Annotated in this window: 23 protein-coding genes and 3 pseudogenes; 13 read left to right on the plus strand and 13 right to left on the minus strand. The window is 43.9% G+C overall.

Going from position 1 to position 25,056, the window contains the following annotated elements:
- The first annotated feature begins 54 nt into the window (after nucleotides 1-54).
- The 7 genes from hmpA to B9L21_RS07845 all read left to right on the plus strand — a co-directional run bounded on the left by hmpA (nucleotide 55) and on the right by B9L21_RS07845 (nucleotide 7,467).
- Nucleotides 55-1,290, plus strand: a complete 1,236-nt coding sequence (hmpA, locus tag B9L21_RS07815) for an NO-inducible flavohemoprotein (protein ID WP_063165887.1) — start codon at nucleotides 55-57, stop codon at nucleotides 1,288-1,290.
- A gap of 144 nt (nucleotides 1,291-1,434) precedes the next feature.
- Complete coding sequence (gene purU / locus B9L21_RS07820) at nucleotides 1,435-2,337, plus strand: formyltetrahydrofolate deformylase (protein ID WP_063165888.1); 903 nt, start codon at nucleotides 1,435-1,437, stop codon at nucleotides 2,335-2,337.
- Nucleotides 2,338-2,452: 115 nt separating this feature from the next.
- Nucleotides 2,453-2,827 carry a helix-turn-helix transcriptional regulator gene (locus B9L21_RS07825; RefSeq protein ID WP_063165889.1) on the plus strand — a complete coding sequence of 125 codons (375 nt, stop codon included), beginning with the start codon at nucleotides 2,453-2,455 and terminating at the stop codon, nucleotides 2,825-2,827.
- Between the two features lie 128 nt (nucleotides 2,828-2,955).
- The gene (locus B9L21_RS07830; protein WP_063165890.1) at nucleotides 2,956-3,831 is read left to right on the plus strand and encodes an AAA family ATPase; all 876 of its coding nucleotides are present in this window, start codon (nucleotides 2,956-2,958) and stop codon (nucleotides 3,829-3,831) included.
- Nucleotides 3,832-3,841: 10 nt separating this feature from the next.
- The gene (locus B9L21_RS07835; RefSeq protein ID WP_063165891.1) at nucleotides 3,842-5,752 is read left to right on the plus strand and encodes a vWA domain-containing protein; all 1,911 of its coding nucleotides are present in this window, start codon (nucleotides 3,842-3,844) and stop codon (nucleotides 5,750-5,752) included.
- An 18-nt stretch (nucleotides 5,753-5,770) separates the two neighbouring features.
- Nucleotides 5,771-7,012 carry a DHH family phosphoesterase gene (locus B9L21_RS07840; protein WP_063165892.1) on the plus strand — a complete coding sequence of 414 codons (1,242 nt, stop codon included), beginning with the start codon at nucleotides 5,771-5,773 and terminating at the stop codon, nucleotides 7,010-7,012.
- 260 nt (nucleotides 7,013-7,272) lie between these two features.
- Nucleotides 7,273-7,467, plus strand: a complete 195-nt coding sequence (locus B9L21_RS07845) for a hypothetical protein (RefSeq protein ID WP_063165893.1) — start codon at nucleotides 7,273-7,275, stop codon at nucleotides 7,465-7,467.
- A gap of 118 nt (nucleotides 7,468-7,585) precedes the next feature.
- Here B9L21_RS07845 and B9L21_RS07850 read toward each other — a convergent pair whose 3' ends face one another.
- Nucleotides 7,586-8,638, minus strand: coding sequence for a sulfite oxidase (locus B9L21_RS07850; protein WP_318825732.1), 1,053 nt, complete (start codon nucleotides 8,636-8,638; stop codon nucleotides 7,586-7,588).
- A 350-nt stretch (nucleotides 8,639-8,988) separates the two neighbouring features.
- Here B9L21_RS07850 and B9L21_RS07855 point away from each other — a divergent pair, with 350 nt between their 5' ends.
- Nucleotides 8,989-9,894, plus strand: a complete 906-nt coding sequence (locus tag B9L21_RS07855) for a tyrosine-type recombinase/integrase (RefSeq protein ID WP_033005840.1) — start codon at nucleotides 8,989-8,991, stop codon at nucleotides 9,892-9,894.
- A gap of 39 nt (nucleotides 9,895-9,933) precedes the next feature.
- On the opposite strand, the gene B9L21_RS07860 is transcribed toward B9L21_RS07855, so the two are convergent.
- The 4 genes from B9L21_RS07860 to B9L21_RS07875 form a co-directional block, all read right to left on the minus strand.
- On the minus strand, nucleotides 9,934-11,388 hold the full coding sequence (locus tag B9L21_RS07860; protein ID WP_063165895.1) for a tyrosine-type recombinase/integrase: 1,455 nt from the start codon (nucleotides 11,386-11,388) through the stop codon (nucleotides 9,934-9,936).
- Between the two features lie 251 nt (nucleotides 11,389-11,639).
- Nucleotides 11,640-12,128: a hypothetical protein gene (locus B9L21_RS07865; RefSeq protein ID WP_063165896.1), complete on the minus strand. Its 489-nt coding sequence runs from the start codon at nucleotides 12,126-12,128 to the stop codon at nucleotides 11,640-11,642.
- Nucleotides 12,129-13,160: 1,032 nt separating this feature from the next.
- A complete protein-coding gene (locus B9L21_RS17610; RefSeq protein ID WP_174539024.1) occupies nucleotides 13,161-13,490 on the minus strand; it encodes a hypothetical protein in 330 nt (109 codons plus the stop codon).
- 88 nt (nucleotides 13,491-13,578) lie between these two features.
- On the minus strand, nucleotides 13,579-13,884 hold the full coding sequence (locus B9L21_RS07875; protein ID WP_225995632.1) for a hypothetical protein: 306 nt from the start codon (nucleotides 13,882-13,884) through the stop codon (nucleotides 13,579-13,581).
- 382 nt (nucleotides 13,885-14,266) lie between these two features.
- On the opposite strand from B9L21_RS07875, the gene B9L21_RS17315 reads away from it, so the two are divergent.
- Entirely contained in the window at nucleotides 14,267-14,809 is a 543-nt protein-coding gene (locus B9L21_RS17315; RefSeq protein ID WP_143424846.1) for a hypothetical protein, read from the plus strand.
- Between the two features lie 145 nt (nucleotides 14,810-14,954).
- Here the strand turns inward: B9L21_RS17315 and B9L21_RS18265 are convergent, their stop codons facing one another.
- The 3 genes and pseudogenes from B9L21_RS18265 to B9L21_RS07885 form a co-directional block, all read right to left on the minus strand.
- Nucleotides 14,955-15,167: an ATP-binding protein gene (locus tag B9L21_RS18265; RefSeq protein WP_063857330.1), complete on the minus strand. Its 213-nt coding sequence runs from the start codon at nucleotides 15,165-15,167 to the stop codon at nucleotides 14,955-14,957.
- A complete protein-coding gene (locus tag B9L21_RS18270; RefSeq protein WP_413229272.1) occupies nucleotides 15,115-15,336 on the minus strand; it encodes an ATP-binding protein in 222 nt (73 codons plus the stop codon). Before B9L21_RS18270 ends, B9L21_RS18265 begins: the two co-directional genes overlap by 53 nt.
- Before the next feature lie 546 nt (nucleotides 15,337-15,882).
- A pseudogene (locus B9L21_RS07885) lies at nucleotides 15,883-16,440 on the minus strand (type I restriction endonuclease subunit R); the annotation flags it as partial.
- A gap of 187 nt (nucleotides 16,441-16,627) precedes the next feature.
- Here B9L21_RS07885 and B9L21_RS07890 point away from each other — a divergent pair.
- Nucleotides 16,628-17,086: a hypothetical protein gene (locus tag B9L21_RS07890; protein ID WP_082816545.1), complete on the plus strand. Its 459-nt coding sequence runs from the start codon at nucleotides 16,628-16,630 to the stop codon at nucleotides 17,084-17,086.
- A gap of 621 nt (nucleotides 17,087-17,707) precedes the next feature.
- Complete coding sequence (locus B9L21_RS07895) at nucleotides 17,708-18,160, plus strand: tyrosine-type recombinase/integrase (RefSeq protein ID WP_225995633.1); 453 nt, start codon at nucleotides 17,708-17,710, stop codon at nucleotides 18,158-18,160.
- A 30-nt stretch (nucleotides 18,161-18,190) separates the two neighbouring features.
- Here B9L21_RS07895 and B9L21_RS07900 read toward each other — a convergent pair whose 3' ends face one another.
- The gene (locus B9L21_RS07900) at nucleotides 18,191-18,988 is read right to left on the minus strand and encodes an endonuclease NucS domain-containing protein (RefSeq protein WP_063165907.1); all 798 of its coding nucleotides are present in this window, start codon (nucleotides 18,986-18,988) and stop codon (nucleotides 18,191-18,193) included.
- Nucleotides 18,989-19,181: 193 nt separating this feature from the next.
- Between B9L21_RS07900 and B9L21_RS07905 the strand changes: the two are divergent.
- A pseudogene (locus tag B9L21_RS07905) lies at nucleotides 19,182-19,412 on the plus strand (IS701 family transposase); the annotation flags it as partial.
- A gap of 138 nt (nucleotides 19,413-19,550) precedes the next feature.
- Here the strand turns inward: B9L21_RS07905 and B9L21_RS07910 are convergent.
- From B9L21_RS07910 to B9L21_RS07920, 3 genes and pseudogenes are all read right to left on the minus strand, one after another.
- Nucleotides 19,551-20,534, minus strand: a complete 984-nt coding sequence (locus tag B9L21_RS07910; RefSeq protein ID WP_047818383.1) for a DUF3800 domain-containing protein — start codon at nucleotides 20,532-20,534, stop codon at nucleotides 19,551-19,553.
- Nucleotides 20,535-21,067: 533 nt separating this feature from the next.
- Nucleotides 21,068-21,322, minus strand: a pseudogene (locus tag B9L21_RS07915) (multidrug ABC transporter permease); the annotation flags it as partial.
- A 46-nt stretch (nucleotides 21,323-21,368) separates the two neighbouring features.
- Nucleotides 21,369-21,941 (minus strand): Uma2 family endonuclease, encoded by a 573-nt coding sequence (locus B9L21_RS07920; protein ID WP_063165910.1) that lies wholly within the window; start codon nucleotides 21,939-21,941, stop codon nucleotides 21,369-21,371.
- Between the two features lie 246 nt (nucleotides 21,942-22,187).
- On the opposite strand from B9L21_RS07920, the gene B9L21_RS07925 reads away from it, so the two are divergent.
- A complete protein-coding gene (locus tag B9L21_RS07925; protein ID WP_063165911.1) occupies nucleotides 22,188-24,227 on the plus strand; it encodes a molybdopterin-dependent oxidoreductase in 2,040 nt (679 codons plus the stop codon).
- Nucleotides 24,228-24,574: 347 nt separating this feature from the next.
- Here B9L21_RS07925 and B9L21_RS07930 read toward each other — a convergent pair whose 3' ends face one another.
- Nucleotides 24,575-25,000, minus strand: coding sequence for an NUDIX hydrolase (locus B9L21_RS07930; protein WP_063165912.1), 426 nt, complete (start codon nucleotides 24,998-25,000; stop codon nucleotides 24,575-24,577).
- Between the last annotated feature and the right edge of the window lie 56 nt (nucleotides 25,001-25,056).

The raw sequence follows: 25,056 nt of genomic DNA on the forward strand, positions 1-25,056 counted from the left end.
CATGTTTGAATAAAAGATGTATTTGAAATACATGTTTTGTGAGGGGATGGAACAATGACTACGATCACAACTTTACATCCGAAAACGATCGAAATCGTCAAATCGACCGTGCCGGTATTAGAGAAGCACGGGGAACAGATTACGAAACGGTTTTATGAACTCATGTTTTCCAATCATCCGGAGCTGCTGAATGTGTTTAACCATGCCAACCAAAAACAAGGGCGGCAGCAACGCGCTTTGGCTTCAGCGGTATATGCAGCGGCGCGCTATATCGATCAACTCGACGCCATTTTGCCGGTCGTGCGGCAAATCGGCCATAAACACCGGAGCTTAGGCATCCAGCCGGAACAATATCCGATCGTCGGAAAACATTTGTTGCTCGCGATCAAAGACGTGCTTGGCGACGCCGCCACGGATGAAGTCATTGCCGCGTGGGCGGAAGCATACGAAGCCATTGCCGCTGTTTTCATCCAAGTCGAGAAGGAACTCTACGAGGAAGCAGCGGCCAAACACGGCGGCTGGCGCGGATTTCGCCGTTTTGTCGTCGCCAAAAAAGTGAAAGAAAGCGACGTCATTACGTCGTTTTATTTCCAACCGGAAGACGGGGGTGCCATCAGCGATTACTTGCCAGGCCAATATGTGAGCGTCAAACTGTCGATTCCAGGCGAAACGTACACGCACATCCGTCAGTACAGCTTATCAGATGCCCCTGGAAAAGGGTATTACCGCATCAGCGTCAAACGGGAAGGAGCGACGGCTGAAAAACCGGCTGGCATTGTGTCAAACTACTTGCATGACCATATCCAAGAAGGCGATGTGCTTGAAGTAAGCGCCCCGGCCGGCGACTTTACGCTTGATCTCACCAAAGAAACGCCGGTCGTCTTTATCAGCGGCGGCGTCGGCATCACTCCGCTTTTGAGCATGGCAAGTACGCTGGCCATCCGGCAGCCCAACCGCCAAGCGACTTTCCTTCAAGCGGCTCTCAATGGCCGCGTGCAAGCGTTCGATCAAGAGTTGCAAGCTTTAGCGGAAAATCCCGCATTTTCATATCACATTTGTTACGAGTTCCCGTCCGACGAAGACCGGAAACACCCACATTTTCGCAAAGAAGGGCGGATCGATTTGGAATGGATGCAAACGGTCATTCCATCTAAAGATGCTGACTTTTACTTCTGTGGCCCGGTGCCGTTTATGAAAACCGTCTATCGCGCGCTGAAACAATGGGGCGTGCCGGAGGAGCGCATCCATTACGAATTTTTCGGCCCGGCCGGCGATTTGACCAAAGACTGATCAAAGACCATCCGTGGAAAAGGCATCTCCTTGTGAGGGAGGTGCCTTTTGTTATGGCGGACATTCACATTTCCCTGTTGGCAAGCCCGCCAATTTTTTGTATGATGGAAACTAAATAACGGCAAGAAAAGGGAGAGACAACGGATGAGCACATTTCGCCAACATCGCTGGCAATCGTTTTTGCAAGGCTATGAACACCGCGCCCGGCTGCTCATTTCCTGTCCGGACCGTCCCGGCATCGTTGCAGCGGTCACCTCATTTCTTTATGAGCATGGGGCAAATATCGTCGAATCAAGCCAATACTCAACCGATCCGGAAGGCGGAACGTTTTTCCTCCGTTTGGAGTTTGACTGCCTGAACGTCGCCGATCGGAAGGAAACGATCGAAGCGGCGTTTGCCCCAATTGCCGAGGAATTCGGCATGACGTGGCAGCTTCGGCTGCATAATGACATTCGGCGAATCGCCATTTTTGTCTCGAAAGCGGAACATTGTTTGCTTGAGCTGCTTTGGCAATGGCAGGCGGGCGAACTGATTGCCGATATCGCCCTTGTCATCAGCAATCATCCCGACTTGCGCGACGTGGTCGAGCCGCTTGGGATCCCGTATGTACATATTCCGGTGACGAAAGAAACAAAAGCCGACGCAGAAGCCGAACAAATCCGCCTGCTTCGCGACTATCGGATCGATACGATTGTGCTCGCCCGCTACATGCAAATTTTATCGCCGGCGTTTGTCGCTGAATTTCCGGGGCGAATCATCAACATTCACCACTCATTTTTGCCGGCGTTTATCGGCGCGCGGCCGTACGAGCGGGCCTATGAGCGCGGCGTCAAGCTGATCGGCGCCACGTCCCATTACGTCACCGATGATTTAGACGAAGGGCCGATCATTGAACAGGACGTCGCCCGCGTTGATCACCGCCATCATCCCGACGATTTGAAGCGGATCGGCCGCCTAATTGAAAAAACGGTGCTCGCACGGGCGCTCAGATGGCATTTGGAAGACCGGGTCATCATTCACGGCAACAAAACGATCGTGTTCTATTGAAAGCGGGCGGGGGAGGAGGTTTCCTCTCCCGCATGGTATCATGAAAAGAAAGCGGAATTAAGCAGGAATTCGCGCTCAGTGAGGCGAATGAAACATCTGAAGGGAGGACAAGATCATGGGAGAGAAACGGACGCCCAGCGGTTTTCTGTTAAAACAACGTGCGTTTTTAAAATTGTATTTGATCACCTTAACGGAACAGGAGCGGCTGTACGGACTGAAGCTGCTTGACGTACTGCGCCAAGAGTTTAAGCCGTTCGGCTACCGGCCGAACCATTCGGAAGTGTACAAGGCGCTTCACGATTTGATCGAAGACGGCATTTTAAAGCAAGTGAAGCAGAAAAAAGAAGGGATGAAGTACCAGGAAGTCGTGTATTACCGGTTCGCCGACGGAGGACAGGAAAAAGCAAAACTGTACAAACGCCAGCTAAAAGCGGAGCTTGACCGATGCGCGGCGCTCATTCGCAAAGCCATTGAGGACAACTACAGCTAGGAGCGCCCTTGTTTTTTCTTTTATATTATTTACATAATATAATTATGGTTTATTTCGTTTGTTTTGCGTCCTGACAGGTGATTTAGTAGAATGAAGAGGGAAGATGGCAACAGAGAGGAAGGCATCCAATGATGACATGGCCCTTAGTTGTAACAAAAGAAATGGAAAAACGAAAAGAGCAGTTCCGCCACGATCCGGATCGGGCGTTGATTGGGTCCGGCGGGTATACGGCCGAAGACGAGGCCATTATCCATGATGCGGCAGTCGCGCTTGCGCTTGGAAAAAACGTGCTCTTAAAAGGCCCAACCGGGTCAGGCAAAACGCGGCTTGCTGAAACATTGTCCGCACTGTTCGGGCAGCCCATGCATAGCATCAACTGTTCTGTCGACCTAGACGCCGAAGCGCTGCTCGGGTTTAAGACGATTGTGCACCGCAGCGGCCAGGCGGTGATCGATTACGTTCCCGGCCCGGTCATTCAAGCGATGACAAACGGCCATTTATTATATATTGATGAAATCAACATGGCCAAACCAGAAACGCTCCCGATTTTAAACAGTGTGCTTGATTATCGGCGTCGGCTCACCAACCCGCTCACTGGCGAGGTCGTGCAGGCGAAGCCGACGTTTGGCGTCATCGCGGCGATCAATGAAGGCTACATCGGCACCGTGCCGCTCAATGAAGCGTTAAAAAACCGGTTTGTCGTCATCGATGTGCCATACGTGCAAGGAGCGACGTTAAAATCAGTGTTGTTGGCGCAAACTACATTAACGGACGAAACGTTGATTGATCGTTTCGTTAGTCTGTCAGCCGATTTGCTTACACAAGTGCGAAACGGACAAATTGCCGAAGAAGCCGCCTCGGTGCGCGCCTTGCTCGATGCGTGCGATTTGGCGGCGCATATGCCTCCATTGCGCGCAATTGAACGAAGCATTATCGATAAGCTCGATGACGAGCGGGAACGGGCAGCGGTGCGCAACATCGCTGAAACATGGTTTGACGAGTAGGGGGCGGCACATGGAACGGTTTATGATGTTCAACGACCAGCCGATCGATTCGTTTTTGGTCATGGAGCTTTCCGATCTCGCCCAAACGCTTGCCCGCGACCGCGGCTGGACGGTGGAGTTTGCCGCTCATTCCGGCGTTCATCTAGCGAAGCAGACGATATATGTGAGCCAATTTTGGGGTGTCTACCCGTCGCCGGACAAAGAGCAGGCGATGAAAAGCGATGTGGTCTTGCGAATGATCGGCACGCGCCGGCATACCGATGCGGGTGCCGTCCGCGCCTTCCGGCAAACGGCGGAGGCGCAGCCGCTGTCTAAACTGTCCAAACAATTGTTTTCCTTTGCTGAAGATCTCCGTTTGGAAGCGGTGTGTGAGCGGGAGCGGCCAGGTTTGAAGCGATGGTTTCGCGCGCGCCGCCGCCTATACCGCCGCTATTTCACCCAGCAATGGCAAGCAAACCGAACGCGGTGCGCCTTGGCTGATCAATTTTTAGCGGCCATGTATTTGCGGCTGACCGCGGATTCGCCGCTTGATGATGTCCCGCTTGTTCCGATGGCAGATGAGGCGAGACAAGCGCGCCTTGAAGCGCTATGGCCGCAATTTTATGACGTCTCATCGACGGCGGAAACAGCCCGCTGGACGCTGACGATTGTTGCGCTGATGGAGAGCGTGCTGCCCGATGATATGGTGAACACCTATACGTCGCTGCCGATTGTCGACGACGGGGAAGACGAACGGAAGATGACGATTCACGACTTAAAGCGAACCGATCCGTTGGAAAACCGCGACACATCGAACGATTCCTCAAACGGTGACGTGTACCGGCAAGTGATGCCGACTTGGCACCGGGAAACGAGCCGAACGGGCGGAAATTTTCTCCGTTTCGAGCTTGAGCGCGGCACCCGCACCGGAATGCTTGGCGACGGGGCGCGGCCGGGGGATGACAGCGACCAGGCGCTCGCCATCGTTCAAGGAACGTCCCGACCGACGAATCGAAATGAATATGGCCTCGAAGCGCACGCCTCCTTTGACGATCATCCCCGCACCAGAAGCGGCGCTCCGTATGGCGAGGCGAACCGTCAAGCCGAGCTCGTGCTTCTTCCTTCCCCACCGCCAAGCCCGCTCCATCTCGAGCAGTACCGCGCCAAGCAGGCGGCGGTGGCGCCGTACCGGAAACGGCTCGTGCGCGTGATGGAGCAATGGCTTGAGCATCAGCGCAGCGCTTGGCGCACAAACTTGCCCGCCGGGCGGCTGCGCAAACAGCTGGTGCCGTTTTTCACCGATGAGCGGCCGCGCTTGTTTTACAAAAAAGGCGAGCCAGCGCGGCGGTTTGATGCAGTATTTGGATTGCTTGTCGACTGCTCCGCCTCGATGCACGACAAAATGGAAGAGACGAAAACCGGTCTTGTCCTTTGCCATGAGGCACTGAAAACGTTGCGGGTGCCGCATGCCATTGTTGGATTTTGGGAAGATGCGAACGAAGCAACCGCCTCTTGGCAACCCAACTACATGCAAACGGCTGTATCGTTTCGCCGATCATTGGGGCCATCAAGCGGCCCGGCAATCATGCAGCTTGAGCCGCACGAAGACAACCGCGACGGATTGGCCATCCGCTGGATGACGGAACAGCTCCTTGGCCGTCCGGAAGCGCAAAAAGTGTTGCTCGTGTTCTCCGATGGCGAGCCGGCCGCATACGGCTACGAACAAAACGGCATCATCGATACGCATGAAGCGGTCGCCGACGCGCGCCGTCGCGGCATCGAGGTCGTCAACCTCTTTTTAGGGCGCGGCGCCGATGACGAATCGACGCGGCGGACGATCGAAAACATTTACGGTCGTTTCCGCGTCTTCGTGCCGCATGTCAGTGAACTGACGGACCGGCTGCTTCCGCTTTTGAAAATGTGGCTGCAAAGAAGCTTGTGATAAAAAGGATGGGAAGCGATGATCAAATTATTTACCGACAGCGATTTAGACGGCATCGGCTGCGGGTTGCTCGCAAAGCTGGCGTTTACGGAAGTCAACATTTCGTTTTGTTCCTACCGGAATCTAGATGAGCGGGTCGCTCAGTTTCTGCAAAGTGAAGAAGCAGAGAGCGCTATGCTGTTTATCACCGACTTGGCCGTCGGCAAGGACGTCGAAGAGCAGCTTGCCGAACGGGCGAAGCGTGGCGGCCATGTGCAAGTCGTCGACCACCACGTAACAGCGCTTCATTTCAACAACTACCCGTGGGGCTGGGTCGTACCGACCGATGACAACGGCAAAAAAACGTGCGCGACCTCGCTCTTTTACGATTACCTCGTCCGTGAAGGAAAACTGACACAAAGCGACTCGCTAGCAACATTTGTCGAGCTCGTCCGCCAATATGATACATGGGAATGGGAAGAAAATGGAAATCTACAGGCGAAGCGGCTTAATGATTTATTGACGATTTTAGGACTCGACGGCTTTTGGGAGACGATGAGCGAACGGCTTTCCTCCGGCGAACCGTTCACCTTGACCGAAACGGAAGAGTTGCTTTTGGATATGGAGGAAAAGAAAATTCAGCGCTACATCCGGCAAAAACAAAAGCAGCTCGTCCAACGCTCACTCGGCGACTATTGCATCGGTGTTGTATTCGCTGAACGGCATTTGTCGGAACTTGGCAACGCCTTATCAAAACGATACCCGCACCTTGACTTGATCGCGATGGTCAATATGGGGACGAAACATATCGGTTTTCGCACCATTCACGATGATGTCAACGTCGCTGAATTCGCTCGGCAGTTTGGTGGCGGCGGCCATCCGAAAGCGTCCGGTTGTTTTGTCGATGATGCGACATTCCCGCTCTTTGTCGTCGAGACGTTCCCGCTGTTGCCGGTTTACGGCGATGCGGAACAAAACCAGCTGAACAAACGGGACGAAGCGGAAGGGGTGTTTTGGACGAACCATCACGGCCAATGGTGGTTGAGCCGCCGGACGGAACAAGGTTGGAGTTTGCATGCCGATGGGGGGGAGGCCCGTACGTTTCCTGAAGAAGCCACGGGCGAACGCTGGCTGAAGCGGCAGTTTGCGGCAGGCCTTGCCCACGATGCCGCTGTGCTTGAATTTCTAAGCGCGCGGCTTGGGCGGGACAAAGACGCCATTCAGGCCGACTACCCGGCAGCCGTCAAACAATACAAGCAACAAACCGGCATTGGGGATTGATGCCGGTTTTCTTTGTTGTAAATGCATCTCTTTTCAATGGCATGGATTTCCTCCATTTACCGTTTGTCCTCTTCGGTTGTTTCCTTTTTGAACCATTGGGAACGGAACGGCCGGCAACGGCAACCCGCAGTTTCCGGAATGCCCCGGAAACTGCTTTTTCACAGCAACGCGGTGCAGAAAATGTTAACATAATTGTAACAGTTTTTGTGTTTAGGAAAAACAGTCTTTAATTATAATATGTATATGGGGAGGTGAGGAGGATGAAACAGTATGTCTTTTCCTTCTACACAGATCAAGGAAAGACGGTTTCGTGGGAAGAGACCATCTTGGCGTCCGGAATGATGGAAGCCTTTTCAAAAGCCCAACGGATGCTGATCAAATATAACCAGGAAAAAGGCGTGCCAGTTCGCATTCGGTATAAAGGTGTCCGCTATCGCCATACCGATATTGCATGATACGGAAAGTTAGAAGAAAGGATGGGAACATGCTCTCCCTGCGACTATCGACACGCAGCGGATAACGTGCAGTGTTTCTTGTAAGTGATTCAAGAAACCCTGCACGTTTTTATGTTGGTCAGGTGATTTGCACCCGCACGCGCGAAATGGCGTGATAGCCGTATCCTTTCCGATTCCAAAGCGGATGCGGCGGTTGCGTTCGCCCCGCTGAATCAGTCGCCCGCACCAAAATTTCGTAGTCTCCTGGACGGTCGGCGTTCCATTCCCATTGCCAATGCACCCATGCATACGGTTCATGATCATCACGGCTTACTTTCGCTTCCCTCCACGTCCGTCCGCCATCGAGGCTCACCTCGACACGGGTAATAACGCCCCGTCCTGTCCAAGCAATGCCTTCCACCTTTAGCGGACCGCGCCGATGAATCGAGCGATCGAGCGGAAACTGAATGAGCGAATTGACGCGAATGGTCGTCACCGGCCGTTTGCCGTCATCCCGATCCGGATGAGGATAATACATATAGTCGATGGATTGAAACGGACCGGTAAACGGGTGATCGGTGACGATGATGTGCGCGAGCCATTTGACTGACGCCATTCCGTACCACCCGGGCACGATCAGGCGGAGCGGATATCCGCGCTGAAGCGAAAGCGGGGCGCCGTTGTACGCATACGCAATCATCGTATCCGGATGCAGCGCTTTGGCCAGCGGCAAGCTGCGCACATACGAAAATACGCCGTCCATATCGGGGCGTAGTCCCTCATCTGCACCGACAAACACAACCTCGGCCGCTCCCGGCCGCACCCCAGCCCGCGCCAGCACTTCGCGAAGCGGCACGCCCGTCCAAGCCCCTTGGCTCAATGCGCCTCCTTCCCATTGCTCCCCAAATGGGGGAGGGGAGAACTTCGCCCGCTGGTTGCCTGCGCACTCGAGCACCGCTGTGATCGTCTTGGCTGGCATCGCTTTCAACTCGGCAAGCGAAAGGGACAGCGGAAACGAAACAAGCCCGCGAACTGTCAAACGATCGGGAAGACGCAGCGGATACGGAAAATGATTGCGGCGAAACACATACCGTTCCGGTACGAAACGCAAACGGTGCAAAAACCAAATCGGCGACTCTTGATTTTCCGGCACAACGCTCCTTGTCAACAAATACGGACGAGCTCTCGTCATCATCGCGCACTCCTTTAACCGGGATAGGCTCGCTATCATGCGTATGCAACGGGACAGTCGGTTCATGCCGGATGGAGATTTTTTTGTTTCTGTCTCACTATCACGAGATTACTTGTCAACGAAACAAACGTTTATATAACTTCTTATAATTTATATTATGTAAACTTATCAATTTCCCCGAAATTTGAGGGTTTCTTCCCTCAAGTACCCATAAAATCAATTATCCGGAACTTGTTAACCTAAGTTCCTCATAATTTTTTGTGTCTACGAATTATCATTTTTTAAACGAATTATCATTATTTTTTTATCGATTATCATCGGTCGTTGATTATCAACTGGAGGTGTTTTTTATGTTGTTTCGACAAGCCATTGATGAATTTGTGTTGTACTTGCAAATTGAAAAAAACTATTCACTTAACACCGTTGATGGTTATGCGTATGATTTGAGATGTTTCGAGAACTTCTTAATTCAACACGGTTATTCTGTACAACTTCATGACATTACAAAAACGCATGTTCGTCGCTTCATCCAGCATCAGATTACAAAAGAAAACGTCAAACCTAGAACGGTCTATCGGAGAATTTCTTGCTTGAAATCGTTCAGTAAATACTGTGTCAAAGAAAATCTAATCGACAGCGATTTTATGATCGGAATTGATACTCCTAAAACGGATAGCAAATTACCGACTTATATGTCTTTGTCTGAACTACGAAAGCTGTTCCATTTTTTGGAGCAAGACAATAGCCGAATGGCGATGCGAAACCATCTTCTATTTAAACTGTTAGCCACTACGGGTATGCGAAGATCTGAAATTGTTGAACTAACTTGGGAACAAATTGATTTATCGAACAACACGATACGCATATATGGGAAAGGAAAAAAAGAGCGCTTACTCCCCCTTCATCCCATGGTTGTCCCTTTAATTAAGAGCTATATGGGAAGTTTAGAAGAATATCAGCTCCATCCTTCCCAACCGGTATTTTTAAATAAAAACGGTAAAAAACTGAATCCGCGTGGTTTACATAAGATATTTAAAGAAATCTTACAAAAAGCTGGTCTGCCACCTCAACGGTTCTCACTCCATCATTTGCGGCATACGTTTGCTACCTTGTTGATACAAGAAAATAAAGAAAATGTTGATTTGCGTACCGTACAAGAACTACTCGGCCATGAAAGTTTAGTCACGACGCAAGTATACACGCATGTTGACTTTGAGCAAAAGAAAAAAGCGATTGAAACATTTAACATATTTTAAAACCTGCTTAGTACGGAAATAACTACCCTAGCCGGGTAGTTATTTCATGTGAATATGAGTTGGCGGATACAAAGGCACTGGATGCGTGAGATCGTACGACATTGAGTGCATTCCATGAGTTTGCTGATAAGGCATTGGAGCATGGGGAAAATACCCTTGCTGCGCCATAGCAATCTGATTATAAAGTTCTGGTGCTTGAAATGTAAAATAATCAGAATGATTATTCCCTGATTCTTTAAGTATTTTTTGCTGTAATGCAGCAAATGCATACTTTACGAGATGTTCTTTAAACAGATTGATGTAATTTTTGTTTTTCAATTGATTCGAATAAACTTTAGGAATTTCATCAAAAATTTCTTCTAAATCTAGAGTGATATTATAATTAGATTCAAGTTCCATAGTGGTTTCAAAAAGAGTTTCGATTATTACTTGGGCCGCTCGAATTTCTTTAATATACTTTGCATCGCTTAAAATATAATGCTGCAGAGCGCCAAGCTCATACCTGGAATGGCCAAGTAAAAACCTGATGGCATCATCTGAGACCCCCATTTCATGAAACAATGTAGAAAGAGTGTATCGTAATCCGTGCGGTGTGAAATACTTCTCTGTTTTACGGATGATTTTGTTTCTTCTTCCCTTCTCTTTTGCATGATTATGATTTTCCTTATTCTCTGGTTGTTCATATTCTACTTTTATCCATCCCAAATGTTCACATACTTTATCGATTATATAATTCATCTGCTTGTTAATGAGCGGCTTTCCTCTCAAGCCGTATAACAATGCATCATTTGGTTCCATGTGTTCAATATATTGGGTGAGTAATTTCATGAGCTTAGGTGGTAATGGAATAAAGAAGTCTTTGTTTTTGCTGTTTGGCGAATTGTCAGTGTGTTTATCCCCTTCCTCTAGATATTGGTCAAGAAGTTTATCTTCTTTTACTCGATCTTTTTTTGGATCGAACTCATAAACTAGACCGTTCATAGTAGTAGAGACTGAACGAACGGTTAGTTTTTCGAGCGATGTGACTCTGAGAGCAGTAAACATATCTATTAGGGTTGGAACTAATACATTAACACCTCTTTCTTGCAACTCAAACGCAGCTTTGTAAACTTGGTATAATTCGATGATATTTAATGCTCTCGAATGATGTTTTTGTTTATTAGAATCTGTGATTTTTAATGCTGCGAATGGATTTCCGTTAATAACTCCGAGCCGGTTATAATGCGTAAACATAGATTGCATCGTTGCCTGATGTTGTTTTATCGTTCTCGGACTATAGCCTTGTTTTCGTTGATCATTTTCCCATATCTTCACAAATTCATAATCGATATTCTCAAGCACTGGATTTAACCCTTGGTTTAACATATATTCTGACATGTAAATTACATTTTTACGGTAGGTACGTCTAGTGTTTTTTGACCAAAACTGGCTTTTTTCATATTCATTAAAAGCCTCAATTAAAGTAGATTTAGCTGAAATATTTGTCTTGCTCATGATCTATTACCTCCGTATAAAAATAATTGAACTTAAAATACAAAAAACCCCAAGCCAAACACCGCTACTTCTTATGCGTGTATATACGCATAGGTAGCGCTGTAAAGCTTGGGGTTTTCCCTTGTCGTATATTAAGTTATTCATTTGTTTTGTATTTTATCAGATTATGATGAAAAGTCAACAATTATTTTGCAAAATATAATAATAAGAGCAAAGAATCTGCAATCATAAGTGACGATTATTACCAATCATCAGCCATCCTTTTCTTTTAAATCAACCTTGTAATATTCCAACCCTCTTTGCAGCAAAACATTTACTAGTGCATTTATTTTAAATGATTTTTCTATACTTAGATTTTTTATTGTGTTATACATTTTTTCTGTTAAGAAAAAGGTCTTCTTCTCTTTTAACAACGAATGATCTACTTTTAAGTAATCTTTGAACATTTTATATTCCAAATCGAAATTCTCTTCAACGTTTATTGGCGTTCGATTTTCTTGTTTCTTTTTTACAAAGGGTTTATCAACTAATAAAACGACGATTCTACTTTTTACATCTCTACTCAATGATTCTTCTGGTGCAATACCTTTATATTTATATTCATTTTCTTCTTGATCAAATTCAATTGCTGCATTTGCCAGTTTTCTTTCTAAGTCTTTTTCATTTATTCCTGCCATAGCTGCAACTTCTGCAATTGATTTTCCGTTGTTTAACTGTTCTAATGCTTCTATTAATTTCATTTAAATCACCTCCGATTGTTTTAAACATTATAACTTCGCTTGTGCTAAATTTTAATAACTTTTGCAGAATATTTGTGGCAATTTATAGCCATATAAATTCAGATGTGCTACGGATTCTGAAAAGAATGTATTCAAAATTTATCATGATATTTTGATCAATCTATACTTAATCGATGGCCTTATCAGCAGTTTTACAATGCCCGGTCGAACGATACAAATAAAAGATACGAATTAAAATACATCCGCCCCATCACTTATCGAAATAGTATTGGCCGTCATGCAACCTTTCTTTTATTGAACGATTTAAAAGTGCATTTTTTCCATTCGGCTCAAACGAAAAGCTAAAATATTTAACATTGAGCCACAGATTCATAGGGTTAACTGGGTACATTAAAACCTACCCAGTTAACTGTATGAACAACTTCATATACCTAATAGTTTAAAAATGGCTTCAGATCAAGTGTTCTAAAATTTAGAAGAATGACCTATCCAGACGAGTATTACTATATCCCGACTCCTAATTTGACCCAAATTTTTTAATAAAATAAATTACATTTTTCGGATGGATATAACATTATTTGATAATAAAAAAACCAGTATCAAATTGATACCGGTTAATCATTCATCATAGTAATTTTTATTTTTTTACATATTTCCCGTACTAAATCAAATCTTTTTACATAAATCCCGTACCGAGAAAAATTCCGCACTGAGACCACAGTTTTTACTTAAATCCCGTACTGAGCTTTTACAAAATTCCCGTACCAAAATAATAGTTTTTACATAAATCCCATACCAAGCTAATGAAAACTATAGATTTCCGCAAATAAATACACTTTTTGTTCAAGCATTCATCATGTTTTAACTGTACACCCTACAGGATTTTTCATGCGTGTATGATCGTTTCACGTTTAAACGAAGGGTCTTCTATACCTGTACTTATATATTCAAAATCCCCATTAAATAAAAGATAGAGATCTATTTCTATCCAATCATCAGATTCTCGCTTACCTAAAAGAATAAGTGACTGTTCTAATTCTTGCCTGTTCCATCTACAACATTAATTTGGTCTAATTCTATTTGGATACGTTCCAGAACATTTGCTTTTACTATTGCCACCGGTATAGTGGCTTTTTGCGTTTCTGTACCCCCAAGTTCCAAAGCTAATTTATATAACGGATAATCATTTTGTAATAGTTGAATATCTTCTGTTTCAACTTTCGGTTTTAATGCAAATCGGACTGATTGATCCGTTTTTGATAAAATCTGTTCTAAACATCGATAAGATGAGTCGTTACGTCTAACAGTGGCGAATGCGATGCAATCATGATGAAGAAGATGTAGATTTGATTCGATGGCCATGGGGATCTATTGTTCGGTACCATGAAAAGAAACGAAAAAAAATGACCCCCGTTGAACTGCACTTCAACGGGAGTCATCTTTGTTTTCTTTAGAACTTCATCATAATTTTCATATTCCCTCCGCTGTTGCTAACAAATCGATTATTCTCATCAAATGCAAGAGGTCCTATCGCTGGAAAAACAAACAGACTATCTCCCTCACGCATTCTTTCTTCATAACGTATTCTGGCAATTGCCCATGCTTCCTCTAATGACAAAGCCCCCACGACATCCATTAATTCGTCTTTCTCTTTTGTTCTAAGAACGACATAATACTGATTCATAAATAATCCCTCCATCAAAAATGTTGATAAATAAAAAACATCGGCAAGAATGCCAACGACTGTTTTCGCCATACATCCTTACCGATGATTTTTCACCATTTTTCTGGACCAAAAAGGCCTTCTGTTATATTAATTGTAAAAGGAAAGAAAAGTAAAAAACAAAATCGATTATCTATTATCATTCTATCTTACCCTTTGCCTTTTTTTAACCCATTTCATCGAATTTCTCCCTGTAAAATAACAAATCTGCTCGACAAAAGTGAAGACTGGGTAGATAACATAATGGCCACCTAGGTAGGGAATTCAATATAGAGGCAAGCAAAAGAAACTTAAAGTATATTTGTAGTAATGAAATGAAAAAGAAACGGGAAGAAGTACGAATACATCCAAGAGAAAAATTAATCGAATAATCAAATGACAATGTCCAGATGACAAACAGGAGCGAGAGGAATAGGTGGAAAGTAGTTTTTACATATTTTCCGTACCAGCCATCCCCTTCTTTTTACAAAAATCCCGTACCAGCAAAGCACTTTTTACAAAATTTCCGTACCAGCAAAGCACTTTTTACAAAAATCCCGTACCAGCAAGGACTTTTTACAAAAATCCCGTACCAGCAAGGACTTTTTACAAAATTTCCGTACCAGCAAAGCACTTTTTACAAAAATCCCGTACCAGCAAGGACTTTTTACAAAATTTCCGTACCAGCAAAGCACTTTTTACAAAAATCCCGTACCAGCAAGGTACTTTTTACAAAAATCCCGTACCAGCAAGGCACTTTTTACAAAAATCCCGTACCAGCAAGGTACTTTTTACAAAAATCCCGTACCAGCAAGGCACTTTTTACAAAAATCCCGTACCGGCAAAGCACTTTTTACAAAATTTCCGTACCGAGAAGAGGTTTTTACATATTTTCCGTACCCCGAGTTCGACAGTCCATTTTAGGCAAGGACAATTTAGAAAAAGCCTTTTAAGTCTATACACTAGAAAAATACGTTGATTTTCGTAGGCACACACTTCGTATGTCAAGGTTGATTATATTTTCCCCAAAATCGCCGGTTTAACATTCCCCAGAAAGATCTCATGGAACCCTTTGTTTTTCTTTTTTGGATCCTCTTTTCCTGTAATCGATAGCTTTCCCCTCTTTAGGTAATGGAATGACGCAGCAATCGATCTAACATCGCCCGAGTCTCCCACAATTTCTTCCCATTCCCCAGAGCTTTTGTTGGGATATGCTCGTACCGCTGGGTGATCACTAGAAATAAGCAATGAGCGCTGTTCGGATCCAGTTTTAGGTACCCCATTTCATCGATCATGAGAACAGTTGGCTTCACAAAGACAGGAAGCTTTTTCTCCAACTTTCTGACTGCCTCTTCTTAACTGAGTGACCAAATCACGGGCGGTAACAAAATACGTTTGATATCCTCTTGCTATTGCCTCCATTCCAATCGAAATCACCAGGTGTGTCTTTCCAATCCTTGGTGGGCAGAGAAAAAGGATATTTTCTTTTCGGTCAATACACGACAACGTAAGCAGTTCTCGAATCCATCACTCATCCAACGAAGGTTGCGCGGTAAAAACGTATGGATCGTCTTGCGATACGGCAGTTTGGACTTTGATGAGCGTTTGGATCGATCGTTCCTGTCTTTTGACAATTTCCGCCTCTAATAAGCGAATAAGCGGAACAAAAACTCCGAATATGGCATATTAAGAGTAACTACGTATTCTACCATGGAGAATCATCGTTCCTCCGTGACAAGCAAATGGAATCGGTGACCATACTCGTGTATTCGTTCTTTCATGATCTTTCCCTTCTCAGGAATGCGTCATAACTCGTGATCATGAACCATTGCTCCTCTTATTGACATTATAGTTCTATTGTAAGTGAGGAATTTTATTCAGCTATATTGGGATTTTATCATCTGCTTTAACACATTATATATGGAACTGTAGATGAGTATTTTTCATTACAGTAATTTCCATTCCCTAAGAGACAAACAGGGGACCCCTTAGGCGACATGGAGCTGTTTTTTGATCACATCAATGGGAATATCTTGCTTTGCGGCGTCATAGACCTGTCATAATCACTTCAACAGGAGGGCATTCTGGAATCTCTCTCAGATAATTATACAAATCCACCGCAATGCGCCGGCTCATGCAGACAATCATTGCTTTTTGAAACGGATTGGCGACTTGGTTAAAATGTGATACGATATCTTTGGCTAAACGACGGAGCCGTTTTGGAGTACCGACGACTTTTTCCAGAGCGACCCATTTTCTTTTATAGTTCTCTGACTCTTCATCGTCTCCCCCTGCTTCTTCGATAATTTCTCTGTATTTTTCATCAATGTCTTCAGCGGATAAATCAAGCGGAATTAGGCGGCTCTCATAGTAAATTGGCAATGTCGCTTTGTCTTCGACCGCCTGAGCCATATCGTAGCGGTGGATAATATGTCCAAAAATTTCTTCTGTATTGTTATCAACAAAATCAACCGGGGTTCCCGTAAATCCAATATAGGAAGCGTTCGGCAAAGCATAACGCAACTGAGCGGCAAATCCGCCCGCAAAACCGGCTTGGGTGCGATGTGCTTCATCGGCAATCACAACAATGTTTCGTCTTTCCGATAAAACTCAACTGTAAATACAGCTTGTTGTACCGTCAACATGCGATTCACCTCCTTGTCTATCAATATTCACATCATAGACAAGAAAAGAAGAAAATATTCAGCTCACTTTATGATGTGGCTGAATAGTTACTTAAATAAAATAAATGTTGTGGCAATGAAATTATATTATAGATTAAGGGGAGGAGATTTATTTGATTAAGAGATTGAAACAGGGGATCATCGCTGCCATTGCAGCAGGATCATTAGTGTTAGGATTTGGAACTCCAAATACGTATGCTGTTTCCTATACTGACTTTGGACCAGCTTCGTTTGCTAATGGGGATGGTAAATACGAATTGACCATTCGAACCACTTCGGTAGAAAAGAATGTAACCATCTCAGTCTATGATCTTTATCGAGTAAATCGTAACTCGGGTGCCGTTACCCACATGTATGGTGATACTAGTGCTTTATCTGTTCGGCTTTGTAATGCTTCGACAGGAAACTGTACAGCCTTTAAATCATTTTCACAAGTGAACGGTAGTGCCATCTTCACGAATATGAAAGCTGGAACATTTTACGTGGATATACGTGATAGCTGGGCAAGTTACTATTTTAAAGGTACGGCCTCTGCAAAAACGCATAGTCGGGATCCATATGAATGGGAATGACCGGAGCAATCCGGTCTTTTTATTTTTGCCTCCCCCTCTTCCTTACTTTTCGTGGTTTTCGCTTGGCTTTTTTTAACCAAAAACAGGAACATATATTCGCGAATTGAACATATGTTCCTAAAAGAAGATCCTTGCGTCGATGTTGCTTGATATTTCTTGTCTGCCAAAAAATAGAATTTTATGTATCGATATGAAGAGCTTCTATGCCAACTGCGAATGCGTCGATCATGTACTGGATCCTCTCGAAGGTTATGTTGTCGTTGTTTCTTTTTCTAGACAAATAAGAACAAATGTGCTAATATATGTTATAAATTAGCAACTTATTTTTTGTTTACAATTATCATTTTTTTGTACAAATTATCAAAGTTTATCCTCGATTATTAAGTTAACTTACTGTTTTATCATTTTTTTATCGTTTCACTTTATATTATGTTAACTTATTATTTTCCCGGAATCTCATGACCTCTTCCCTCCAGTGCCCATAAAATCAATTATCCGGAACTTGTTAACCTAAGTTCCTCATAGTTTTTTGTGTCTACGAATTATCATTTTTTAAACGAATTATCATTATTTTTTTATCGATTATCATCGGTCGTTGATTATCAACTGGAGGTGTTTTTTATGTTGTTTCGACAAGCCATTGATGAATTTGTGTTGTACTTGCAAATTGAAAAAAACTATTCACTTAACACCGTTGATGGTTATGCTTATGATTTGAGATGTTTCGAGAACTTCTTAATTCAACACGGTTATTCTGTACAACTTCATGACATTACAAAAACGCATGTTCGTCGCTTCATCCAGCATCAGATTACAAAAGAAAATGTTAAACCTAGAACGGTCTATCGGAGAATTTCTTGCTTGAAATCGTTCAGTAAATACTGTGTCAAAGAAAATCTAATCGACAACGATTTTATGATTGGAATTGATACTCCTAAAACGGATAGCAAATTACCGACTTATATGTCTTTGTCTGAACTACGAAAACTGTTTCATTTTTTAGAGCAAGACAATAGCCGAATGGCGATGCGAAACCATCTTCTGTTTAAACTTTTTTTATTACTGTCTACTTGACAGGGGTAAGACCATTTTGAGCCAGCCTCATTATATACTTGCTTTCTGTATTGTGAAGTTAAGTTGATACTCAAATAGAGAAATTTCAGGGACGATAGAAGCGGCATATTTAAGTTTATCATCAACTTTTTTGGCTACTATTACTCCACTAACATTCTTTCCTTTTGCTATATTCTTTTTTACCCAACCCATGTATCGAGCAATTTGACCAATAGCTGCATCCGGTCCTTTGCTAAGTTTTAGCTCAAATACAACAAAATTACCTTCCTCGTCAACGGCTAAAATATCAATGAGCCCGACATCAGTTGGGTATTCTACTCCATTTCGTCCTTCATCGTCAATATATAATTTTAACCTTTTTCCATTCACGTCTAATGATTGAATGTTTTGTGCTATAAAGTCACGTAGATGGCTTTCAACAGGAAACAACATATCTGGTTCTGTTGACTCCAAGCCATTTTCTGTTTCAGCAATCGCTATGTCTTCTTCTAATCCTTTTTGAGCAACTGTTAATTTCCCATATTCATTTTTACGTATTTCCCATACACCATGTTCATTGGGATTATACAATACAACTTGCCCTCTTCCTACAGTAAACAAAAAATCATATTTAGAATTAGCAATTCTTGGTTTTTGATTCTCTGGGTAATGAACTCGTGAAGGTTGATTAACAGTACAAACAATGATCTGAGCATTTATCGTGTTTTCGTTAACATTACCATATTTGTTTTTGATATAATTTTTTATTTCAGCATATGTAACTTTTTGATTTGGGCTGTTTTCTACCGCTTCTTTAATCATTTGCCACACATATGGCTTGTTACTCATGTTAATTTAATCCTCCATTCTCTTATAGTGTGAGTGCGATCTAATGTGAATTTTACAAAATAACACTCATCTACTGTAGATGAGCAAATTCGCTAACATAAATTGACAACCAAACAAAAAAGGAGACATGAACCCAGCCCCTTGAGTAAAATAGATGTGCTCAAACCCATTCACACAAGGAGGTTCATGTCTCATGAATAGATTAGCACATCATCAAGGAATCCACAAGTTTTTCATGACGCTGGGATTGGCGCTTTATTTCTCGAAGCCGGTCATCAAGCATCTCGTTCATCTTGTCGACGCCTTGACGACCAAGGGATTTTCGGGGACATTGACGGATGTCGGGTACTGGAGTTTTCACCCGAATCATCGAACCACGCTCAGCCACTTTTTCACGAAAAGCCCTTGGAACGAGGAAAAACTAAGTGTAGACAGCCAATTTAGGTGTCGGACTGACGAAATGGGCGCCGATCCTTGATGCCACGGCGGTATTGTATTTGCTTTTTGAAATACTTGGCCGATTAACAAAATGAGAATCGTCGCAAGCAACGATTTCAAAATGTTAGATCATTTTTACCTGCGGTTCTATAATGGAATAATTTCTTCCGCGCCCTTCAATCTGGTCTTTATATCCTATAAGTGTATTTAGCATTGTATTAGGATAGTTCACTTTTTCTCTCAACTCTTTCAATGATTTTGGGGAATCTTCAAGCATTACTTTCTGGATACGTGTCATTTCTTGCACATCGTACGCGGCTTTATAGGTCATAAAAGGCGATACATAATCACTTATGTTCATGGGAGTAAGCTCTTCGCTTCCTGTCCATTTGTATAGTTTTATTTGTTTCTGGAACTTAGTAAGGTTATCTTGCTCGATCAGAAATCTATATATGAGATCGCTTTTTATTTTAGAAACATTTGATTGTTCAAGATAATTTTTTTCTAGCAAAAATACAACAATCCCCATAAAAGTATCGACTATTTGCAAAGGAATGGATTTAGCTGAATCTTGGGATATTACACTAACCACTCGATAGTTTTTGTTTCTATAGGCAGAATGTGCGTTCATCTGTTCAATAATTTTATGTCCAAGAAAAATTTGATCATATTCATCGTTCTGATCCACTTTAATTTTAACTTTAATCATCCCATCGTTTTTGCTAAATTCAGATAAATTTCTAGTCACACCATAGAACAGCCTTTCTGGTATCTTTATATAAAATAAATTTCTCAACTCAGGAGTAGTCAATCCTATCCTTTGCGCAGCATATAAGGCGTCCTTATTGTTCACGATAAGAATGTTTATTTTTACATCCTCATTGATAACTGTATGGAGAGTTTGGAAGTATTTTTTTACATGGTTGTCTTTCGTATACTCACGAAAGTGTAACTCACTAAAGGATTTACATTGTTTAAAGATATTCCGAACTTTTCTAACCACTTTTGCCATCGATATATCTGTACTTCCATAAGCACCATAATAAGAATACTCCACGTCAAGTTGATCAATTTTATTACTCTCATCAAAATAGATTAAGTAGTACATAAATTGACACACCTCATTTTTCTTACTCCAATTGATATATTTTTTATCTAAACTCTATTGACTAAAACAATTTTATGCCTTATATTTAATTTAAAGCAAGGTGTTATTTTCCCCGCTACCGTTTAGGCAGGGCTGATAGCACAAAAGTTCGGTAAGATAGCTTTTCCCCGCTACCGTTTAGGCAGGGCTGAGCTATCTTTTTTGTTTTTTGATAGCAACCTCATTGTCCATAGGTTACCTAGTCCTGCTAAAATAGTAAACCTTCACGCCTCCTAACGGACTCATTAAACTTTCGATTGGTTTACTAAAGTCTGCTCTTTCAACGTTGGACCAACTCTGGCATATGCGGAAAGGAGCGGCCAATAGCCGAATGCTCGACTGATTGGCCCGCCCCATTTCGTTTGTGCGCTCATTTGGCTGCAACGATGGTGGTCCCATTACTTTGTTTGTTCTTTTTCGACTCGTTTTGGCATATGCTCTTTTTCATACGATCTGTTGCGGAAGGAAGCGCAAGACAGCTTCCTTCTCCTCGATTAACCCACTTTGATCGCGTTTTTCTCTCCTTGTTGCAGTTGATACATTTGATAATATTTGCCTTTCTTGTTCATCAGTTCGTCATGAGTGCCGCGTTCGACGATCGTGCCGCGGTCTAGCACAAGAATTTGATCGGCATTTCGAATCGTCGATAAACGGTGAGCGATGATAAACGTGGTGCGCCCTTTTTTGAGCACATCGAGCGCTTGCTGAATGACCGCTTCCGTTTCCGTATCGATGTTGGCGGTTATTTGTAGATTGCAAGCATACTCCCCCATCTACGCTGACGCTTCGCGTTGTTTATGATAACCGCTGAAACACATCATGGAGGCAAACCTTTAAATCTGGATACAGAAAAGAAACGAGTACATCTTGTTCTCCAAATACTTCCCTTTTTTCATATGCTCCGTTATGCCATCCGTACACCTCCACGGTTCGATGCAGCGGATCAACCATCCAGTACTCTTTTACTTCAAACCGTTGATACAATTTGTATTTTTCATTTCGGTCTTTTAACGCCGTACTCGGAGACAACACTTCTACGATTAAATCAGGGGCTCCCACGCATCCCTTTTCTGTTATTTTCTCTCGGTTACAAATAACAGAAATATCGGGCTGCACCACATTTTTCGCGGATTTGTCATCAAGGCTTGAAGCGAATATGACATCAAATGGGGCCATGACCACTACACATCGTTGTTGTTGAAAATCATCCCGCAATGCCGCATACAACTCACCAACCATATACTGGTGAGCAAACGAAGGAGAAGGAGCCATGCTATATGGCACGCCATCAATCAATTCCCATTGTCCGTCCCATTTGAGATAATCTTCATATGTATAGTTGTGATTTGAAAACTCCGGAGTCGTCATCGCGCCTTCACTCCATTTCGTTTTTTGTTTCCATTATATCATTGCTATTCTTTTCGTTGGCCATGGATGGAAGCCGTGTTAGCGACAAAAACGGATATTGAATCATCCGTCTCCCCCCTCTTGTTTAGGATGTCATCGAATTCAAAAGTTCTATCTATCATCGTTGCCATACTCTTCAAATTATTTTATCATATTAACCGTCTAACTAAGTCTCCATTATTTCTTTGATCACGAAAGGGGAAAACGATGGGTTCATTTGTACAACAGCCAACCGGCATCTTTCCGTCTGTCTGTTCTCTCGATTGTCCTGATCAATGCGGGTTGCTCGTGCATAAGAAAGATGGGAAAATCGTGAAAATTCAAGGCGACCCGGATCATCCTGTGACAAAAGGCCATATATGCAATAAAGTGCGGAATATAACCGAACGAATTTACGACCTGAAGCGCTTGAAATACCCGATGAAACGTGTGGGTGCTAAAGGGGAAGGGAAATTTACGCGGATCAGCTGGGACGAAGCGCTCGAGACCATTGCGGCCAAATGGAAAGAATTGATTGAAACATACGGACCTGAAAGCATCCTTCCTTATAGCTTTTATGGCAACATGGGAAGACTCAGCGCCGAAGGCATGGACCGGCGTTTTTTCCATCGGCTAGGCGCATCCTTGCTTGATCGGACCATTTGTTCGTCCGCTGGATCTCAAGGGCTTCAATATACGATGGGAGGCGGCTTTGGAATCGATCCGGAAGAAACGATTCATGCCAAACTCGTCATCTTCTGGGGAATTAATGCGGTCAGTACGAACATGCATCAAGTCATCCTAGCCCAAAAAGCCCGAAAAAACGGGGCGAAGATTGTGGTAATTGATGTTCATAAAAACCAAACCGGGCAGCTTGCTGACTGGTTCATTCCGATCCTGCCGGGCACCGATGCCGCTCTTGCTTTAGGCATGATGCATATTTTATTTGCAGAAAACATGGTAGACGATGATTTTTTGAGAAAATATACGGTTGGATATGAGGAGCTGTGCGAACATGTGGTTCAGTACGATCCTATTATGGTTTCCAAAATAACAGGTGTTCCCGTTGAAGATATTTATAAGCTTGCCAGATGGTATGGGCAAACCACCCCTTCCTTCATTCGAATCGGCAACGGTTTGCAGCATCACGACAACGGAGGAATGTGCATCCGAACGATCGCCTGTCTCCCTGCCCTGACCGGACAATGGTTGGTCAAAGGCGGCGGCGCCATCAAATCCAATAGCGGCTACCTAGCTCTTAATCAAATGAGCTTGCAGCGCCCGGATCTATTGCAAAACAAACATACACGAATCATCAACATGAATCGGCTCGGTGAGGCATTGTTGGAATTGGATCCGCCGATTCGTTCGTTATTCGTGTACGGCACCAATCCGGCCGTCGTTGCTCCAAACAGCAACAAAGTACGACAAGGATTGGCGAGAGAGGATCTCTTTGTCATCGTGCATGATTTGTTTATGACAGAAACCGCCAAATACGCCGATATTGTGCTTCCGGCCACTTCTTCATTTGAAAATACAGATTTGTATACATCCTATTGGCACCACTATGTTCAAATTCAACAACCAGTGATTGAACGATACGGAGAGTCTAAATCGAATGTTGAAGTGTTCCAATTGTTGGCGAAACGAATGGGGTTTGAGGATCCGTGTTTATACGAGACAGAAGAAGAAATGATTTCGCAAGCCTTGGATCACCCAACCAACCCTTTCTTGGAAGGAATCCGTTATGAAACATTGGTAGAAAAACAGTATATCAAAGCAAAGGTCAAACGGTTGCTGCCGGGAACCTTACCAACGCCGAGCGGAAAAATGGAGCTGTATTCGAAGAAAATGGAACAAGATGGCTATCCTCCGTTGCCAACGTATACGCCGATTGTTGACGATGGGGATTTTCCGTTTTTCTTTGTGCCCGGTCCTAATCACAACTTTTTAAACACCACGTTCTCCAATAATGAAAAGCACATTTCGTTGGAAAAAGAACAGCGTTTGTATATGAATGTGAAAGATGCCCTGGCGAAAGGAATTAAAGATGGGGATCGAGTCCGAGTATGGAACGATCGCGGAGAATGCGTGTTGAAAGCGTCCGTTGGAGAACATGTCCTCCCTGGTGTCGTCGTCACGCAAGGGTTATGGGCCGATTCTCCGGGCACAAACCATTTGGTCAACTCCCTTACTCCCGATCGGATCGCCGACATGGGCGGCGGCGCGACCTTTTTCTCCGGCCGCGTCGATGTGGAAAAATGCTAGGATGAATGGCTCGAGGGGCTGGCTGGAAATCAATATGTAGGCCAGGTGCCCCTCTTTTTACTGTTTGCTGAAAACAGAAAACACTATCGTTATCGTTCCGTCTCCGCGAGCTGGCTTTATCCTCTCTCCAATCTCATCGCGAACATATGCGGTAAATTTAGCAGTTCTTCTTTCGTTGGCTTAAGTTGGAAAACGAGCAACTCACTTGGCCGTGCCGCCTCCCTTGTCTAAAGCATTCTTTACCTCGCTTGATCGGTTGGAAGAGCGATTGCTTCGGTCCATCCAGCCGAAGCAAAGCTCTCTGTCGGCGGGCAGGGAAAAGTGGCCGTCAAACAGCTGATCGGTTCTTATATGTAATTCAATATCTCACGCGGCGCAAACTCATCGATGCTCTGCAATTCTTCCTTGCTCCACCATTTTACCTGTTGCCATGCATCCTTTTCGTCTTTCGTCATATTTTCGAACGATAATCTCGTATCGGATGGAATCATGATTTTGTAATAAATCTCTCGACTAACAAAAGGACCTTGTTTCCCATCGATCCATACATCGAGTTGGAATAGGGGTTCGCCGACAAGGTCGACAACAATGCCTAGCTCTTCATATAACTCTCTTTTTAACGCTTCCGCCGGGGTCTCATTTTCTTCAATTCCTCCCCCTGGAGTCACCCATAACACCTTGTTTCCTACCACATCGCGAAATTCAAATCGCTGAAGAAGAATTTCATTCCGTTCATTGATGATCACGGCTCTAGAACATTGGCGTATCTTCATAAAAGGCTGCCCCCTATATCGATGATCGTTTTGATCGACTCATTCGTATTATCATA

Source organism: Geobacillus uzenensis (assembly GCF_002217665.1).
Taxonomy (GTDB): domain Bacteria; phylum Bacillota; class Bacilli; order Bacillales; family Anoxybacillaceae; genus Geobacillus; species Geobacillus subterraneus.